The organism is Streptomyces sp. NPDC044984 (assembly GCF_040646935.1).
Classification (GTDB): domain Bacteria; phylum Actinomycetota; class Actinomycetes; order Streptomycetales; family Streptomycetaceae; genus Streptomyces.
Map to the genome: position 1 here is coordinate 1 of NZ_JBEZBE010000002.1, position 15,970 is coordinate 15,970.

Sequence of the window (15,970 nt, forward strand, 5' to 3'; positions counted from 1 at the left end):
CCCTCCGCCCTCCAACTGCGCCTGCTGCAGACCATCGTGGCCGTCGCCGCCGAGAAGAACTCCACCCTCGTCCTGCCCTTCCCCGTCGAACTCCTCCGCTTCCTCGAACGCGCCCAGCAGCCCGCACCGGGCCACGCGCCGGAACCCCGCCCGGAGCCCGACGGCCCCCGCCCCGGGCCGTGACACGTGCTACGCGCGTGGTTCCCGGGACCCGCACCAGGTGATAGACACGACCGGGTCACAGTTCCTGTCCGCCAGCAGGAAGGTTTCCCCATGTCAGAAACCGGGCCCACCACCGACTCCCCCGCGACACGGCGTCAGCTGCTCGCCCGTTCCGGTGCCCTCGGCATCGGCATCGCCTTCACCGGCGCCCTCTCCGAACTCTTCACCGGCACCGCCGCCGCCCAGGACCTCGGCCACAGCGGCTACGGCCCCCTGGTCCCCGACCCCGACGGACTGCTCGACCTGCCGAAGGGCTTCCGCTACGAGGTCCTCTCCCGCGAGGGCGACCCGCTGCGCTCCGGCGAGGGGCCGGTCCCCTCCAACCACGACGGCATGGCCGCCTTCGCCGGCCGCCACGGCCGTGTCCACCTGGTCCGCAACCACGAGAACCGCGCCACCGGCAGGGTCCCGGTCCCGGTGGTCGACGGCCTGACCTACGACCCGGAGGGCAAGGGCGGCTGTACGGCACTCACCCTGGACCACCGCGGCCGGGTGCTGTCGGAACGGGTCGCGATCGCCGGTACGGCCGTGAACTGCGCGGGCGGACCGACCCCCTGGAACACCTGGCTGACCTGCGAGGAGACCGAGGACAAGGCCGGCACGAGCGGCTACGCCGAGGACCACGGCTACATCTTCGAGGTCGACGGCGCCGACCCGCGCCGCACGGGCGCCGTACCGCTGACCGCGATGGGCCGCTTCCAGCACGAGGCGGTCGCCGTGGACCCGAAGCGGGGCGTGGTCTACGAGACCGAGGACGCCTTCGAACGGCCCTTCGGCCTCTTCTACCGCTTCCTGCCGGAGAGACCCCTGGGCGGCACCGGTTCGCTGCGCGCGGGCGGCCGGCTCCAGGCCATGCGGGTGCCCGGGGTGCCCGACCTGTCCTCGATCCAGGACGTCGGCGCCCGCTTCGACGGCATCGAGTGGGTGGACGTACCGGACCCGGGGGCCGCCGAGACACCCATCCGCCACCAGGACTTCGGCCCGAAGGGCATCACCCACGCGCAGAAGCTGGAGGGCTGTTACTGGGGCGGACGCTCGGTCTACTTCGTGTCGTCCTTCGCCCGCAGCGCCGAGGGTTCGGCGGCCGACCACCACGGCCAGATCTGGCGCTACGACCCGGACCGGCGCCACCTCACCCTGGTGATCGTCTTCGGCCCGGACGCCGGCGTCCAGCTGCCCGGCGAGTCACCGGACAACATCTGCCTCGCGCCCGGTGGCGGCCTGATGGTGTGCGAGGACGGCGGAGGCGCCCAGCACGTCTACGGCGTCACGCGCCGGGGCGAGGTCTACCCGATGGCGCGCAACCGCCAGGCGATCACATCAGCCGCTACCGCGGCGGGCGGCACCCCCGAGGACTCGGAGTGGGGCGAGTTCGCCGGGGTCACCTTCTCCCCGGACGGCCGCACGATGTACGTCAACTGCTACGACCCCGGCACGACGTTCGCCGTGACGGGCCCCTGGCGCGGGTAGCCGCGACCGCACGGCGACCGGGACGGAAGGGCGGTGCGCCGTCCTTCCGTCCCGGCACGGCGTTCAGCCCGCCAGAAGCGCGTCCATCTGGCCGACGGCCTGGCTCATCCCCTCCACCATGCCCATCTCGGCCAGCTGCTCCATCTGCTCCCGGGTGTCGAAGACGGACCGCAGTTCCATCCGGGTGCCGCCCTCGTGCTCGGTGAGCGTCATCCGTACCGAGGTGGTCGGCATCTCGGGGTTCGGCTTCCCCTCCTGGTCGGAGAAGCCGTCGGTGAACTCGAGGGTGGTCGGCGGCGCGACCGAGGAGACCCGCCACCAGCCGCCGTACTTCTCGCCCTCCGGGCCGGTCATGAAGTACTTCACGCCGCCGCCGGGCGTCAGGTCGTGGTCCTCGAAGGTCGCCGGGTAGCCCGGCGGGCCCCACCAGCGCTCCAGCAGCCGGGGGTCGGCCCACAGCCGCCACACCCGCTCCACGGGAGCGGTGAAGTCGGCGACGAGGGTGAGCGTCAGCTTGTCGACGTCCTTGTCCACGCTGGTGACAGTCATCCGTCCGGTCCTTCCGTCGTGTTCTCGTCCGTGTTCTCGTCGTGGGCCGGGGCCCCGGAGCCGACGGTCCCGGTGACGTCCTCCGTGAGCAGACCGGACATCCGGTCCACCCGGGCCCGCCACGCCGACTCCAGTTCGTCGAGGGCCTGCCGCGCCCGGCCCACCGCATCGGGATCGGTGCGCACGAGCTGCTCCCGTCCGCGTCGCTCCTTGGTGACCAGACCGGCCCGCTCCAGCACCGTGACGTGTTTCTGCACCGCGGCGAAGCTCATCGGGTATGCCACGGCCAGGCGTGACACGGACAGCTCACCCCGGACGCAGCGGCGGAGGATGTCGCGCCGCGTCGCGTCGGCCAGGGCGTGGAACAGCCGGTCCACGGTGTCGTCGGTCTCGTCGATCCCATCTACAACCATTTGGTTGTACGTTAGTCCCGGGCCGGCCGCCGTGCAAGAGGACCGCCCGGACGGTGAACCGGCGGCGCCGGGGTACTCGGCGCCGCATGACGGAGAAGCAGCAGGCAGGCGGCTCGTACTGGCTCCAGACCGCACCGGGCGGCCGGCACCCCGCACTGACCGGGGACCTCGATGTCGACGTGGCCGTGATCGGCGCGGGCATCGCCGGACTGTGCACGGCCCGGGAGCTGGCGCGGGCGGGGAAGAGCGTCGCGGTGCTGGAGGCCGGACGGGTCGCGGCCGGCGTCACCGGGCACACCACGGCCAAGGTCACCGCCCTGCACACCCTGGTCTACGACAAGCTGCGCCGCACCCGGGGCACCGAGGGCGCGCGTCTGTACGCCCGCTCGCAGTCCGAGGCGATCGAGCACACCGCCCGGGTCGTGGAGGAGCTCGGCGTCGACTGCGAGTGGGAGCGCCGCAGCGCGTACACCTACGTCCGTGACGCGGACCGGGTGGAGGAGCTGCGCGCGGAGGCCGCGGCGGCGCGGGAGGCGGGCCTGCCGGCCTCCTTCGTGACGGAGACCGGTCTGCCGTTCCCGGTGGCGGGCGCCGTCGAGGTGACGGACCAGGTGCAGTTCCACCCCCGCAAGTACCTGCTGGCCCTCGCGGACGACATCGTCGCGCACGGTGGGCGCATCCACGAGGACACCACCGTCCTCGGCCTGGAGGAGGGCACACCGTGCCGCCTGTCGACGGCGGCCGGGGCGACGGTGACGGCCCGGGACGTCGTGGTCGCCACCCACTACCCGGTCTTCGACCGGGCGCTGCTGTTCACCCGCCTCTCCCCGCGCCGCGAACTGGTCGTCGCCGGGCCCGTCCTCGCCGGCCAGGACCCGGGCGGCATGTACATCACCCCCGAGGAGAACACCCGCTCGGTCCGCACGGCCCCCTACGGCGAGGACGGCACCCGCCGCCTCCTGGTGATCACCGGCGAGCACTTCACGCCGGGCACGGGCGACACCCGCGCCCTCTTCGACCGCCTCTCCGCCTGGGCCCGCACGCACTTCCCCGACGTGGAGCTCACCTACACCTGGGCCACCCAGGACAACGACCCCACCGACACCGTGCCGCTGGTCGGCCCGCTGCACCCGGGCGCCCGGCACACCTACGTCGCCACCGGCTTCGGCGGCTGGGGCATGAGCGGCGGCATGATGGCGGGCCTGCTGCTCACCGCGCAGATCACCGGCCGGGAGTGCGAGTGGAGCGGGCTGTACGACCCGCGCCGACTGGCTTCGGCCCTGCGCGAGGCCCCGTCCTTCCTCAGGACCCAGGCCGAGGTCGCGCGGCACTTCGTCGGCGACCGGCTGCGCCCGGCCCCGCCGGTGGAGGCGCTACCGCCGGGCGAGGGGGCCGTGGTCCGCGCGGAGGGCGGCCGGCTCGCGGTCTACCGCGACGACGACGGCACCCTGCACGCCGTCTCCGCCCGCTGCACCCACCTGGGCTGCCTGGTGGACTTCAACGCCGCCGAACGCGCCTGGGAGTGCCCCTGCCACGGCTCCCGCTTCGACACGGACGGCAAGGTCGTCCAGGGCCCGGCGACGCGACCGCTGGAGCGGCGCGACATCTGAGGCGGTGCGGCAGGGGCGGGCGCCCGCCCACCCGGGTGACGCAGGGCCCAGCCCGGACATACAACAACACGAACGCCATGAAGATGCTCATATCGTCATACGGTGATCACTCCCGTACGTCGAGCAGCCGCCGTATGCGTGCTGGCCACCGCCCTCGCCGCCTGCGCCGCCTCTCCCCCCGCCCGGCAGGCACCCCGCCCCGCGCCCTCCGCGCCCTCGGTCCCTCCCACCCTCGCCCCGGGCCCGTCCGGCCTGACCCCGGTCTTCCGCAACGGCCCGCGCACCGGCGGCCGGACGGTCGCCCTCACCTTCGACGCCGACATGACCGCCGACCAGGGTCCGAGGGCGGCGGCGGGCGAGCGCTTCGACCACCCGCGGCTCATCACCACCCTGCGCGCGCTGAAGGTGCCGGCCACGGTGTTCATGACGGGCCGCTGGGCCGAGGAGTACCCGGACCAGGCCCGCTCCATCGGCCGGGACCCGCTCTTCGAGGTCGCCAACCACTCCTACAGCCACTACGCCTTCACCGGCGACTGCTACGGCCTGCCGGCCGTCTCCGCCGACCGGATGCGGGCGGACGTGGAACGGGCGTACGCGGCATTCCGGAAGGTGGGCGTGCCCGATCCGAAGCCGTACTTCCGCTTCCCCGGCGGCTGTTACGACCGCGCGGCGCTCAAGGCGCTGACCCCGGCCGGGGTGACGGCCGTGCAGTGGGACGTGGTCGGCGGCGACGCGTTCGCCACGGACGCGGAGGCGGTGGCCGAGCAGGTCCTCGCCGGCGTACGTCCCGGCTCCGTGGTCGTCCTGCACTGCACCCGCAGCGCGGCCCCGACGACGGAACGGGCCGTACGGAGGATCGTCCCGGAGCTGCGCCGCCAGGGCTACCGCTTCGTGCAGGTCTCCGACCTGATCGCGGCGGCGAACGGACGGGCCGGGCGGCCTACCCTTGAGTCATGAGCGACACCGACGACGACTACTGCCTGATCGACGTCACCCGGCCGCCCAAGGCCGACGGCCCGCCGTACGCGGACTGCGTGCTGTGCCGGGAACCGACGGAGTACCCGGAGTCGTACAAGGGCATCACGCTGTGCCCGGTCTGCGAGTGGCGGGAGGCCGAGCGGACGTCCTGCTCGGGCTGACGGGACCGCCGCGCGGGTTGGCAGACTGTCCCCGTGAGCGACAACCGAACGGCTTCCGCCGACAGCCCCTTCCGCCCCGACCCGGGCGCCCGCGACGAGGCACCCCAGTTCGTCCTGCCCCTGGTGGTCCGCATCGAGCGGGCGGCACCCCCGGCCCGTACGGACGCGCTGGAGACGGCGGCCCGCGCGGTCCTGGTGATACTGACCGACGAGCGCTCGGCCGGCGAGGGCGAGTGGGCGCGGGCGATGCGCGACTGGCAGGACGCCCGCATCCGCAAGGTGGTGCGCCGGGCGCGCGGCGCGGAGTGGCGCCGCGCGGAGGCCCTCCCGGGGATCACGGTCACCGGCAAGTCGGCGGAGGTCCGCGTCTTCCCGCCCGTCCCCCTGGACGGCTGGCCCAAGGACCTGGCCCGCCTCCAGGTCTCCGGCACGGACCTGGACGATCCCGACCCGGTACCGCCGGCGGACCCGACGGCCCCCACCCTGTGGCTCAACCCCGCCCTCGACATGTCGGCCGGCAAGGCCATGGCCCAGGCGGGCCACGCCGCCCAGCTGGCCTGGTGGCGACTCCCCGACGAGGCCCGCGCCACCTGGCACGCCACCGGCTTCCCCCTCGCCGTCCGCACCGCCGACCCCGCCCGCTGGCCCGCCCTGACGGCCGGCGGCCTCCCCACGGTCCGCGACGCGGGCTTCACCGAGATCGCCCCGGGCTCGTGCACGGTGGTGGCGGACCATCCGGCGTTGCGGTGAGGCGTCCCCGCCGGACTCGGAGCACTCCGCTCGATTCCGTGAGGGGACCACGTCATGGCACGTCCGTCCAGGTATCCCGTTGAGCTCCGGCGTCGCGCGGTGCGTACGGTCGCCGGGCCGGGGCCGGAGCACCCGGCCGAGTGGGCCGCGACGAGGGCGGTCATCCTTGCAGGTGCTGGAGGCCGACCGTCGGAAGGGCTCCCCCGGCCACGTCCGGTGAAAGCGTCAGGCCGAACTCACGCTCCAGTGCCACCAGAGCCATCTCCGACCATGCCCAGTCGTCATGGTCGTCGTCATCTTCTCGGAAGAACCCGACACCATCCAGAGCCCGGTTGACGCGAGAGGGGTCCGTGCCCTTTGTCAGATGCTGCGCCCAGGCATCGAGTTCGATCAGAAGTTCCCCGTCGCGGGCATGCGCGATGCGGGTCGTACCAGCCAGCAGATGCCACACGGACACCGCCTCCGCGTCTGCCGACAGACGGGTGAGCACCGAGGACTGCAGCAGCCGGCCGTGTGCGTCGACGTCCAGGAGGAAGGTCCACTCCCCGCTGCGACACACCCGTGCCGCAGGCGTCTCATGGCCCCACCCGAACCGCTGGAACGCCTCGTCGGGTGTGCACAGCGGGTACGGCGCCTGATCGGTGACATCCAGGCGGGACAGCACCTCGTCGGGCGAGAGCCCCCGCACGCACGTGATGCCGAAGTGGTCCCAGGGCACACAGCCGGCCAGCACAGATGTCGTCACCACTCCGCGTCCTCCGATTCGGCACAGGGTGGGCGTGGCATGACCGCGCCCGCGCTCCAGGCGTCAGCAAAGCCCGGAACCGACGCCCCTGTTCGCGGGATCACGCACACTCCGACCTGCGTTCCCCTCCCGGAAACCAGGGGGCAACCCGTGGTCCCTGTCATCGGGAAGCCCGCTGTCGGAAGTGGTGCCCTGTCGGGTGACCGGCGGTCGGCCTCTGCGGCGCAGTCGGAGGGCGCCCCTCTTCGTGGTGCAGGCGATCGGTCCGAGGAGGCGGTGAGTCCGGTCCGGCACCGGCTCTTCCTTCCCGCCGGTCAGGGCGCGGCGTTGAACAGGTCGACGGCGCTCTGCTGACGCGCCGCGTCCACCCTGTCGAGCGGCCCGTACCAGCGCAGCCCGTACTGGTCGAGGGCGTTGCGGTCGTTCGCGTGGGCGCGGTCGGCCTGACGCCGGAGGTAGGGGGTGTACGGGTGGTCCGGGAGTACGGCATTGAGCTCGCCCAATCCCCGTACGTGCGCCCCCTTGAACGACGGTCCGTCCGCTCCGCAGTCGCCGTTCTCGCACGGGTCGCGCAGAATGCCGTCCGCCGTGTTGAGGGCGGACGAGGTGGTGGCGGCGTCGGCGATCCGCCGTGCGTCGGTGAGCAGGGCGGCGTCACCCGTGGCCCGGTGCAGTTCGGTCAGGGCGCCGAGGAGCACGCCCTGGTTGTACGACCACACCGTGTCGCCGTTGTTGCGGCAGGTGCCTAGGTCGATGCCGTCGTTGACCAGGTGTGAGCCGTTCACCATGCCCGTGCCCCGGAACCAGGACCAGCCGGCCCGCGCCCGGTCCAGGTGGGTCCGCTCGCCCGGCATCCGGTTGTGCAGCGCTGCGTTGAGTTCGATGTAGAGGGAGTTCGAGATCGCGTTCTTGTACGTGCGCGCGGTGCTCCACCACACCCCGCCGCCGCAGGTGGAGTCCCAGTACGCGGCCATGTGGTCGGCGTCCGCGCGGGCGGTGGCGAGGTAGCGGCTGTCGCCGGTCAGGTCGTAGGCGGCCACCCAGGCCAGTCCCCACCAGCCGGTGTCGTCGATGTAGTCGTTGCGGAACTGCCCGTCCCGCGCGTTCACGTTCAGGTCGTAGGTGCGGGCGACGGCGTACCTGTAGCTGCCCGTGCCCGAGGCGCGGATGTTGTCGATGACGGCCGTGAGCGCGTTCGCCGAGTTCCACCAGCCGGTGGTGTCGAACAGGCCCGTCGAGTAGTCGTAGAAGGTCATCAGTCCGGTGGCCGCGGCGGTGCGCCGGTCGCCGGCGTTCCAGGTGGTGCGGGCCCAGGGCGTGCAGGCGATCTCGGGGCGGTCACCGGCCTTGCCGCAGGCCCGCAGCGCGCCCACGCCGTGGGCGCCCCAGTCGTCCACGTTGTACATCAGGGTGCGCCACCCGCGCTGCCCCGGGGGAACACCGGTGTTGCCGAGCCGGCTTCCCGAACTCCAGGTCCGGCCGCCGTCGAAGGAGCGGTCGAGCCAGACCTCGTCGCCCGGACCGCCGTTGCCGAGGGAGGCCCAGCCCATCGCGTCGGCGTCGTCGAAGTGCAGGGCGATCGACCGCGCGTGGACGGTCGCCGTGACGGGTGTGCGGTCGCCCGGGGAGAGGGCGGGGTCACGGCCGTCGCAGTACTTGTTGCAGATGCCGGCCGCCGCGCTCGCCGTGTCGCCGGCGGACGCGGTCCGCGGCAGCAGCGCGCACAGCGCGAGGACGAGGCCGAGCACCGCGGCGGAACGCCACCGGCGGGATCTCCGTACGGGATTCATGGGCGGACTGCTCCCTGTGTGGGGCGCCTTCCTGCCCTGATGTCACCTGGTGTGGCCGTGTGCGGGAGCCTTCGACCGGGGGCGGCGGCCCGGCGCACGGGGCAGGGTGCTCGGCGGATGTGGGGGGTGTGAGAGCGCTCTCGCAAAGTAGTACCGAGCTTGGAGGGCGTCAACGTGCCTGGCTGGACAAGGAGTTGCTCATGAAGTCGGGTAGGTTGCCGCTACTTCGTCCGAGGTCCGTGAGGGAGCGTGGGGAACGAGCCGGTCACGGAAGACCTTTCGCGCCGTCGACATCGGTGACGACGGCGATGCCGAAGCCGCCGCTGTACCACTACGCGTACGACGAGGGCCTGGGGACGGTCCGCGCCGCCCACTACCGGCCCGCCGAGGGCCGGGTGACCTGCCACTGGCCCGACGAGAGCTGGGAACAGTCCTTCACCGGCTTCACCACCGGCTCCCGCGCCATCGCGCTCGGCCAGGCCGCCCGAGCGCTGGTCCACGCCCGTACGACCCACGGACACCAGGCCGACGGACACCAGGAGGACACCATGAACCGACCGCTGCTCTTCCTCGACGTGGACGGCCCGCTCAATCCCTACGCGGCCCAGCCGGAGAGACGCCCCGCCGGGTACATCACGCTCAGGGTGCCGGTGGCCCGGGGGCCGTTGTCGTCGCGGCGGCCGTTGCGCGTGTGGCTCAATCCCGGGCACGGTCCGGCTCTCCTCCGGCTCGGGTACGAGCTGTGCTGGGCGACGACCTGGATGGGGGACGCCAATCGGTGGACAGGTCCCCGGCTCGGATTGCCCGAGCTGCCCTTCGTCGACTTCGGTGATGCCCTGCTCCAGGAGCGGCCCGACGGGGTGCACTGGAAGACCGGTCCGCTGGTGGAGCACGCCGACGGGCGGCCCTTCGCCTGGGTGGACGACGAGCAGGGCGAGCTCGACCGGGCGTATGTGGCCGCCCGCCACCCCGGGACCGGGCTGCTGCACCACGTCGATCCGCGGACCGGGCTCCGGGAGGACGACTTCCGCGCGCTCGCCGGCTTCGCCCGGCCCGCGCGCCCCTAACCTCAAATGTTGCTCTGAAGGCGGCCGGGCGCGGTTCGGAGGTGTGCCGGGGGGCCATATCCCTCTCACCTACGGGGGCCGGACACACCGGTGGAGGAGGGGACGATGGTGCAGTTGGGGACGGGGATCGGGTGGCGGCCGGAGATCGCGGAGGCCGTCGAGGGCATGCCGGGGATCGACTGGGTCGAGGTCGTGGCCGAGAACGTCTGCCCCGGGCATCTGCCCGAGTCGCTGGTGCGGTTGCGGGAGCGGGGGGTGACCGTCGTGCCGCACGGGGTGTCGCTGGGTCTCGGCGGGGCCGAGCGGCCCGACGAGGGGCGGCTGGCCGCCCTCGCCGAGCGGGCCGAGACGCTCCGGTCGCCGCTCGTCACCGAGCACATCGCGTTCGTCCGGGCGGGCGGACCGCTGACCGCCTCGTCGCCGATCGAGGCCGGGCACCTGCTGCCCGTGCCGCGCACCCGTGACGCCCTCGACGTGCTGTGCGAGAACGTCCGTATCGCGCAGGACGCGCTGCCCGTGCCGCTCGCCGTGGAGAACATCGCCGCGCTGTTCTCGTGGCCCGGCGAGGAGATGACCGAGGGACAGTTCCTGTACGAGCTGGCCGACCGGACCGGCGTACGGCTCCTCATCGACGTCGCCAACCTGCACACCAACCACGTCAACCGGGGCGAGGACCCGGCCGAGGCGCTCGCCGGACTGCCCCTGGAGGCCATCGCGTACGTCCATGTCGCGGGCGGGTTCGAGCGGGACGGCGTGTGGCACGACAGCCACGCGCACCCCGTTCCGGAGCCCGTGCTCGCGGTCCTCACCGACCTCGCCTCCCGGGTCTCCCCTCCCGGCGTCCTGCTGGAGCGGGACGAGAACTTCCCGGAAGCGGAGGAGATGGAGCGGGAGTTGGGGGCGATCCGGCGGGCGGTCGAGGAGGGGGCGGGGCGACGGGAAGCGGGCGCGGGCGCGGCGGCGGTCGCGGGTGTCCGGCCCGAGCCGCGGCGGGGCTCCCCCGAGGCCGCCCGGGAGCGGCTCGCGCTCGCGCAGACCGCGGTGCTGTCCGCGCTGGTCGCCCAGGCGCCCGTACCGGAGGGGTTCGACCGGGTGCGGATGGGGGTGCAGGCGCGGGCGCTCGCCGCCAAGCGGGCCGACGTCGTCGCCAAGGTCGCGCCCGAGCTGCCGGTGATCCTCGGGAGCGGTTACCGGGCCGCCTTCCTCGCGTACGCGCAGACGCAGCCGATGACGGGCGGCTACCGGCGGGACGCGCTGGACTTCGCCGAGCACGTGCTGGCCGGACGGCCCGAGGACGCGTCGGCGCGGCGTGCGCTGCGGGAGTGGTGGCTGGAGCGGTCGGGGGCGAGGCCGCGGTCGCACAGGCCGGCGGTGCGGCTGGCGCGGGCCACCCGGCGGGTACTGCTGCGGCGCTGACCGCCGGCGCCCGGCGATCCGAGCGGAACATCACATACCAGCAACACTCCGTCCCGGATCGTGAACAGGGCATGGTGTTGTCGCGGCCGCGCGCTTACAAACAACTCATGTTCTGGGTGCCTCTTCTGCTCCTGGCCTGGGCCGTCGCCGGTACGGCGTGCCTGCGGCTGTGTCTGGCCGCCGTGCGCGGTGCCGCCGCGGCCGACTCCGGCGCGGGGGCGGGGCGCGATCTGACGCTGTACGAGGCCGCGTTCCTGTCCGGTGGTCCCGGGCGGGTCGCCGACCTCACGCTCGTCGCGATGGCCCGTCAGCGGCGGCTGCTGCTCGCGCACACCGGCTGGGCCACGGTCGTCGATCCGTGCGGGCGGGACGAGATGGAGCGGTCGGTGATAGGGGCGATAGGGCCTCAGGGGCAGTCGCCGATCGCGCCGGTGCGGGCCGCCGCGGCGACCGCGGACGCCGTGCGCGGGATCGCCGAGCGGCTGGTCGGCGCCGGCCTTGCGGTGCCCGACGGCGCCGGGACGACCGTCGCCGAGGCGGTGCGGCAGGTGCGGCTCGCCGTGCCGGCCGTGGCCGGGCTGGGGGCGGCCGCCCTGCTCATGCCCGTCCCGTCGGACCTGCCGCGCCTTCTCGTCGCGCTGTGGTTCGCGCTGCCGCTGGTCCTCGCGCTGGGCTGTCTGGCCATCGCGCGGTTCGAGGTCCACCCGTACTCGCCCTGGGCCTCCCCGGCCGGTCAGCGCCTGCTGGGTGCCCTGCCCCGCGGCGCCGGCGACGCCGGTGACGACCGCTCATATCTCACGTCCGTCGCGGTGCACGGCATCCGCGCGGTGGGCGAGCCGGAGCTGCGCGCGGCCTTCGCGCACCGGACGCCTCCCCGGGGGCATTGACGCCGACACCCCGGCGTACGGTGCTTGCCTCGCCCCACCGATGTACGAAACATCCCTTTTGTCGCCACCGTGCACCGAAGGGATCGCCGATGAGAACCGCCGCCGCCGTCCATGTGGCCGCCGGGTCCTTGCTGCTCACCACCCTGGCCGCCGCCCCGGCCGGCGCGGGAACCCCCACCGCCGAGCTGCGCGGCACCGCGACGGCCGCCGCGCGGGCCGCGGCCGAGGGCATCGACTTCGGCCCGTGCCCCGCCGGGCAGGAGCTGCCGGGCACCGTCCGGTGCGGCACGCTGCGCGTCCCGCTCGACTACGCCCACCCCGACGGCGAGCAGATCTCACTCACCGTCAGCCGCGCCCGGGCCAGCGGGAAGGACCCCGGCGGCAGCGGGCGCGCGGTGCCCCGGCAGGGCTCCCTGGTCCACAACCCGGGCGGGCCGGGCGCCACCGGCATGTACTTCCCCATGATGGGCGCGCTGCCCGAGTGGAAGCGCCTCGCGGCGGCGTACGACCTCGTCGGCTACGCCCCGCGCGGGGTGGGCCGTTCGGCACCGCTGTCCTGCACGGACCCGGGGACGTTCTTCGAGGGCCCCTCGAAGGCGCCCGTCCACCCCTCGGCGGCGTACAAGCGGGAGCGCGTCGCGCGGGCCGAGGCGTACGCGCGGGGCTGCGCCGAGCGGACCGGCGACGCGCTGCGGCACTACAACTCGCTCAACAACGCCCGTGACCTGGACGTCCTGCGCGCCGCGCTCGGCGAGAACCGGCTGACGTTCCTCGGGTCGTCGTACGGCACGTACTTCGGGGCGCTGTACGCCACGCTGTTCCCCTCGCACGTGCGGCGGATGGTGTTCGACTCGGCGGTGAACCCGGACCCGGAGCGGATCTGGTACCGCAACAACCTGGACCAGTCGGCGGCGTTCGAGGACCGCTGGGCGGACTTCCGGGCCTGGGCCGCCCGGCACGACGCCGTGTACGGGCTGGGGAACACGGCGCGCGAGGTGCAGGAGAGTTACGACAGGGCCCGGGCGCGGCTGGCGAAGGAGCCGGCGGGCGGAAAGGTCGGGCCCGGACAGTTGCAGGCCGCGTTCCTGAAGGCCGGGTACTACGACGACCACTGGCCGCACCGGGCGCACGCGCTGTCGGCGTACCTGAAGGGCGATCCCGCCCCGCTGGTCGAGCAGGCCCGGGAGTATCCGGAGGCGGCGGCGGAGGCGGAGAACGCGCGGGCGGTGTACCTCGCCGTGGAGTGCAACGACGCGCCCTGGCCGACGGACTGGGCGGTGTGGGACCGGGACAACACCCGGCTCGCGCGCCGGGCGCCCTTCGAGACCTGGGCCAATGTGTGGACCAACCTGCCCTGCGCCTACTGGCGGGCGCCCCGGCAGCGGCCGCTGGACGTGCGCGCGGGCAGCGGCGCGCTGCCGCCGACGCTGATCCTGGCGGCGGAGCGGGACGCGGCCGCCCCGTACGACGGGGCCCTGGAGCTGCACCGGCGGCTGGCGGGGTCGGCGCTGGTGACCGAGCGGGACGCCGGCAGCCACGGCCTCGCGGGCGGGTCCAACGCCTGTGTGCACGGCCACCTGGAGGCGTACCTGCTGGACGGCCGGGTCCCGGGGCGGCGTGCCTCCTGCGCACCGCACCCGGAACCCGAGCCGAAGCCGGCGTCGGCTCCGGCGGGCCCGCGGGCCGCTGCGGCCCGGCCCGCCGTCTGATCAGGCCAGGCCCGCGACCAGTTCCGCGACGTCCTTGCGGCGGCCCGTGTAGAACGGGACCTCCTCGCGGACGTGCAGCCGGGCCTCCGAGCCGCGCAGGTGGCGCATGAGGTCGACGATCCGGTGCAGCTCGTCGGCCTCGAAGGCGAGGATCCACTCGTAGTCGCCGAGGGAGAACGAGGCGACCGTGTTGGCGCGCACGTCGGGGTAGCCGCGGGCCATCTTGCCGTGGTCGGCGAGCATGCGCCGGCGGTCCTCGTCGGGCAGCAGGTACCAGTCGTAGGAGCGCACGAAGGGGTAGACGCTCACGTAGTCGCGGGGCGTCTCGTCGGCGAGGAACGCCGGGATGTGCGACCGGTTGAACTCGGCGGGCCGGTGCAGCGCCATGTTCGACCAGACCGGCTCGAGGGCGCGGCCCAGCCTGGTGCGGCGGAACAGGTTGTACGCCTCCTGGAGCTGGTCGGCCGTCTCGGCGTGCCACCAGATCATGAGGTCGGCGTCCGCGCGCAGGCCCGACAGGTCGTAGGTGCCGCGGACCGTGACGTCCTTGGCGGCGAGCTGGTCGAACAGTTCCTGGACCTCGTCGGCGTACCCGGCGCGGTCCTCCGGCAGGACGTCCTTCAGTTTGAAGACGGACCAGAGGGTGTAGCGGATGACCTCGTTGAGGTCCTTGGCCAGCTTGCCCTTGTTCGGGATCCGGTCGGGGGCGGGGGTGGTGGCGTCGTCACTCATGTCCCTCATTCTCCTGCTCCTCCGTGGAGGCTCTGCACCGGGTGGGCGGTGAGCTGCTGCACAGCGCGCAGGTCACCGTGGATCTGGTCGGCGGCGGCGTACGCGCTCGCGATGCACGCGGGGACGCCGACGCCGTCGTAGGCCGCGCCGCACACGGCGAGCCCGGCGAGGCCCGCGAGGTGCTCGCGGACGCGGGCCACGCGCGCGTGGTGGCCGACGGGGTACTGGGGCAGGCCGTCCTGCCAGCGGGTGACGCGGGTGGCGACCGGGGCGGCGTCCAGGCCGACGGCGGCCGACAGGTCGTGCCGGGAGACCTCCACGAGGCCGGCGTCGTCGCGGTCGAGGATCTCCGTCTCCCCGTGGCGGCCCACGGAGGCGCGCAGGACGACCAGGTCCGGGTTCTCCTCGGCGATCCAGCCCCATTTGGCGGAGGCGAAGGTGGCCGCCTTGATGGTGCGGCCGTCGACGGGCGGCACGAGGAATCCGCTGCCCTCGGGCAGGGCGGTCTCCGCGCGGCGGTAGGCGAGGGTGATCAGCGCCATGGAGGCGTACTCGACGCCGGCGAGCTCGGCGGCGGCGCCGGGCGCCTCGGCGCGCAGCAGGCCGGCGGCGGCCGGGGCGGGGACGGCGACGACGACCGCGTCGGCGTGCAGGGCGCGGTCCCCGGCGACGACCCGCCAGCCGTCCCGCGGTTCCCGGCGCAGCTCCGTGACCGGCGTGCCGGTGAGGATCTCCGTGCCGCCCGCCCGCAGCGCGTCGGCGACCGCGAGCGGAAGGGTGCCCACTCCGCCCGCGATGCCCGTGAAGACGGGGCCCGGCTGCGGCGCGGCGGCGGACCTGGTCTGGATCCCCCGGACCGCCTCGGTGAGGGAGGTGTGGGTGCGGGCGGCCTCGAAGAGCTGCGGGACCGCCGAGCGCATCGAGATGCGGTACGCGTCGCCCGCGTACACCCCGCCGAGCAGGGGCTCCACCAGGCGGTCGACGACCTCGCGGCCGACGCGCGCCGCCACGTACTCACCGACGGCCACGTCGTCGCCGACCTCGGTGCGGGGCAGGTCGGCGTCGCGCCCGATCCTGGCCAGCCCCTCGTCGGAGAGGACGCCGGCGAGGGCTTCGGCGGTGCCGGGCACGCCCATCACGTGGCCCTTGGGCATGGGGTGCAGGGCGCCCCGGGTCCACAGCGAGGCCGTGGCGGTGGCCGGCGGCTGGAGCCGGTCGGCGAGGCCCACCGCGCGGGCGAGGCCCACCGCCTCGGGGCGACGGGCCAGCAGCGACTCGGCGCCGAGGTCGACGCGCACGCCCGCGATCTCGCCCGGCAGCAGCTTGCCGCCGACCCGGTCCGAGGCCTCCAGCACGGTGACCCGCGCCCCGTGCTCCCGCAGCCGATGCGCGGCGGCCAGCCCGGCGATTCCCGCTCCGACGACGACGACGTGCTGCCCGGAGCCCGCATGTGATCCGCTCATGACTCCAC

At 74.0% G+C, this 15,970-nt stretch carries 15 protein-coding genes and 1 pseudogene; 10 read left to right on the forward strand and 6 right to left on the reverse strand.

Annotation, left to right across the window (positions count from 1 at the left end; all coding sequences use genetic code 11):
* Positions 1–183: pseudogene (locus tag AB0A94_RS02390) on the forward strand (slipin family protein); the annotation flags it as partial.
* A 90-nt stretch (positions 184–273) separates the two neighbouring features.
* Positions 274–1,692 (forward strand): alkaline phosphatase PhoX, encoded by a 1,419-nt coding sequence (locus AB0A94_RS02395; protein ID WP_361737579.1) that lies wholly within the window; start codon positions 274–276, stop codon positions 1,690–1,692.
* Between the two features lie 63 nt (positions 1,693–1,755).
* On the opposite strand, the gene AB0A94_RS02400 is transcribed toward AB0A94_RS02395, so the two are convergent.
* Positions 1,756–2,241, reverse strand: coding sequence for an SRPBCC domain-containing protein (locus AB0A94_RS02400; protein ID WP_361737582.1), 486 nt, complete (start codon positions 2,239–2,241; stop codon positions 1,756–1,758).
* Complete coding sequence (locus tag AB0A94_RS02405; RefSeq protein ID WP_361737585.1) at positions 2,238–2,654, reverse strand: metalloregulator ArsR/SmtB family transcription factor; 417 nt, start codon at positions 2,652–2,654, stop codon at positions 2,238–2,240. The genes AB0A94_RS02400 and AB0A94_RS02405 overlap by 4 nt, the downstream gene beginning before the upstream one ends.
* A gap of 86 nt (positions 2,655–2,740) precedes the next feature.
* Between AB0A94_RS02405 and AB0A94_RS02410 the strand changes: the two genes are divergently transcribed.
* The 4 genes from AB0A94_RS02410 (at position 2,741) to AB0A94_RS02425 (ending at position 6,153) form a co-directional block, all read left to right on the forward strand.
* Positions 2,741–4,264 carry an FAD-dependent oxidoreductase gene (locus AB0A94_RS02410; protein WP_361737587.1) on the forward strand — a complete coding sequence of 508 codons (1,524 nt, stop codon included), beginning with the start codon at positions 2,741–2,743 and terminating at the stop codon, positions 4,262–4,264.
* 102 nt (positions 4,265–4,366) lie between these two features.
* Positions 4,367–5,221 carry a polysaccharide deacetylase family protein gene (locus AB0A94_RS02415; protein ID WP_361737590.1) on the forward strand — a complete coding sequence of 285 codons (855 nt, stop codon included), beginning with the start codon at positions 4,367–4,369 and terminating at the stop codon, positions 5,219–5,221.
* On the forward strand, positions 5,218–5,403 hold the full coding sequence (locus AB0A94_RS02420) for a hypothetical protein (protein WP_361737593.1): 186 nt from the start codon (positions 5,218–5,220) through the stop codon (positions 5,401–5,403). The genes AB0A94_RS02415 and AB0A94_RS02420 overlap by 4 nt, the downstream gene beginning before the upstream one ends.
* A gap of 33 nt (positions 5,404–5,436) precedes the next feature.
* Entirely contained in the window at positions 5,437–6,153 is a 717-nt protein-coding gene (locus AB0A94_RS02425) for a peptidyl-tRNA hydrolase (RefSeq protein ID WP_361737596.1), read from the forward strand.
* Between the two features lie 160 nt (positions 6,154–6,313).
* Here the strand turns inward: AB0A94_RS02425 and AB0A94_RS02430 are convergent, their stop codons facing one another.
* Both AB0A94_RS02430 and AB0A94_RS02435 read right to left on the reverse strand, forming a co-directional pair.
* Entirely contained in the window at positions 6,314–6,898 is a 585-nt protein-coding gene (locus AB0A94_RS02430; protein WP_361737599.1) for a DUF6461 domain-containing protein, read from the reverse strand.
* Positions 6,899–7,212: 314 nt separating this feature from the next.
* Positions 7,213–8,688 carry a glycoside hydrolase family 76 protein gene (locus AB0A94_RS02435; protein WP_361737602.1) on the reverse strand — a complete coding sequence of 492 codons (1,476 nt, stop codon included), beginning with the start codon at positions 8,686–8,688 and terminating at the stop codon, positions 7,213–7,215.
* Between the two features lie 548 nt (positions 8,689–9,236).
* On the opposite strand from AB0A94_RS02435, the gene AB0A94_RS02440 reads away from it, so the two are divergent.
* The 4 genes from AB0A94_RS02440 (at position 9,237) to AB0A94_RS02455 (ending at position 13,767) form a co-directional block, all read left to right on the forward strand.
* Positions 9,237–9,755: a hypothetical protein gene (locus AB0A94_RS02440; protein WP_361738439.1), complete on the forward strand. Its 519-nt coding sequence runs from the start codon at positions 9,237–9,239 to the stop codon at positions 9,753–9,755.
* A 105-nt stretch (positions 9,756–9,860) separates the two neighbouring features.
* Complete coding sequence (locus AB0A94_RS02445) at positions 9,861–11,171, forward strand: DUF692 domain-containing protein (RefSeq protein ID WP_361737605.1); 1,311 nt, start codon at positions 9,861–9,863, stop codon at positions 11,169–11,171.
* A gap of 107 nt (positions 11,172–11,278) precedes the next feature.
* Positions 11,279–12,058 (forward strand): TIGR04222 domain-containing membrane protein, encoded by a 780-nt coding sequence (locus tag AB0A94_RS02450; protein WP_361737608.1) that lies wholly within the window; start codon positions 11,279–11,281, stop codon positions 12,056–12,058.
* A gap of 89 nt (positions 12,059–12,147) precedes the next feature.
* Positions 12,148–13,767 (forward strand): alpha/beta hydrolase, encoded by a 1,620-nt coding sequence (locus AB0A94_RS02455; protein WP_361737611.1) that lies wholly within the window; start codon positions 12,148–12,150, stop codon positions 13,765–13,767.
* On the opposite strand, the gene hemQ is transcribed toward AB0A94_RS02455, so the two are convergent.
* Together hemQ and hemG are read right to left on the reverse strand one after the other, a co-directional pair.
* The gene (gene hemQ, locus AB0A94_RS02460; protein ID WP_361737615.1) at positions 13,768–14,499 is read right to left on the reverse strand and encodes a hydrogen peroxide-dependent heme synthase; all 732 of its coding nucleotides are present in this window, start codon (positions 14,497–14,499) and stop codon (positions 13,768–13,770) included.
* 5 nt (positions 14,500–14,504) lie between these two features.
* Positions 14,505–15,962: a protoporphyrinogen oxidase gene (hemG, locus tag AB0A94_RS02465; RefSeq protein WP_361737618.1), complete on the reverse strand. Its 1,458-nt coding sequence runs from the start codon at positions 15,960–15,962 to the stop codon at positions 14,505–14,507.
* Between the last annotated feature and the right edge of the window lie 8 nt (positions 15,963–15,970).

Excerpts from the sequence above, each read along its gene's own strand:
- AB0A94_RS02410 (WP_361737587.1), top strand. The coding sequence starts at position 2,741 with ATGACGGAGAAGCAGCAGGCAGGCGGCTCGTACTGGCTCCAGACCGCA.
- AB0A94_RS02450 (WP_361737608.1), top strand. The coding sequence starts at position 11,279 with ATGTTCTGGGTGCCTCTTCTGCTCCTGGCCTGGGCCGTCGCCGGTACG.
- AB0A94_RS02400 (WP_361737582.1), bottom strand. The coding sequence starts at position 2,241 with ATGACTGTCACCAGCGTGGACAAGGACGTCGACAAGCTGACGCTCACC.
- AB0A94_RS02395 (WP_361737579.1), top strand. The coding sequence starts at position 274 with ATGTCAGAAACCGGGCCCACCACCGACTCCCCCGCGACACGGCGTCAG.
- AB0A94_RS02445 (WP_361737605.1), top strand. The coding sequence starts at position 9,861 with ATGGTGCAGTTGGGGACGGGGATCGGGTGGCGGCCGGAGATCGCGGAG.
- AB0A94_RS02420 (WP_361737593.1), top strand. The coding sequence starts at position 5,218 with ATGAGCGACACCGACGACGACTACTGCCTGATCGACGTCACCCGGCCG.
- hemQ (WP_361737615.1), bottom strand. The coding sequence starts at position 14,499 with ATGAGTGACGACGCCACCACCCCCGCCCCCGACCGGATCCCGAACAAG.
- AB0A94_RS02455 (WP_361737611.1), top strand. The coding sequence starts at position 12,148 with ATGAGAACCGCCGCCGCCGTCCATGTGGCCGCCGGGTCCTTGCTGCTC.
- AB0A94_RS02405 (WP_361737585.1), bottom strand. The coding sequence starts at position 2,654 with ATGGTTGTAGATGGGATCGACGAGACCGACGACACCGTGGACCGGCTG.
- AB0A94_RS02440 (WP_361738439.1), top strand. The coding sequence starts at position 9,237 with ATGAACCGACCGCTGCTCTTCCTCGACGTGGACGGCCCGCTCAATCCC.
- AB0A94_RS02435 (WP_361737602.1), bottom strand. The coding sequence starts at position 8,688 with ATGAATCCCGTACGGAGATCCCGCCGGTGGCGTTCCGCCGCGGTGCTC.
- hemG (WP_361737618.1), bottom strand. The coding sequence starts at position 15,962 with ATGAGCGGATCACATGCGGGCTCCGGGCAGCACGTCGTCGTCGTCGGA.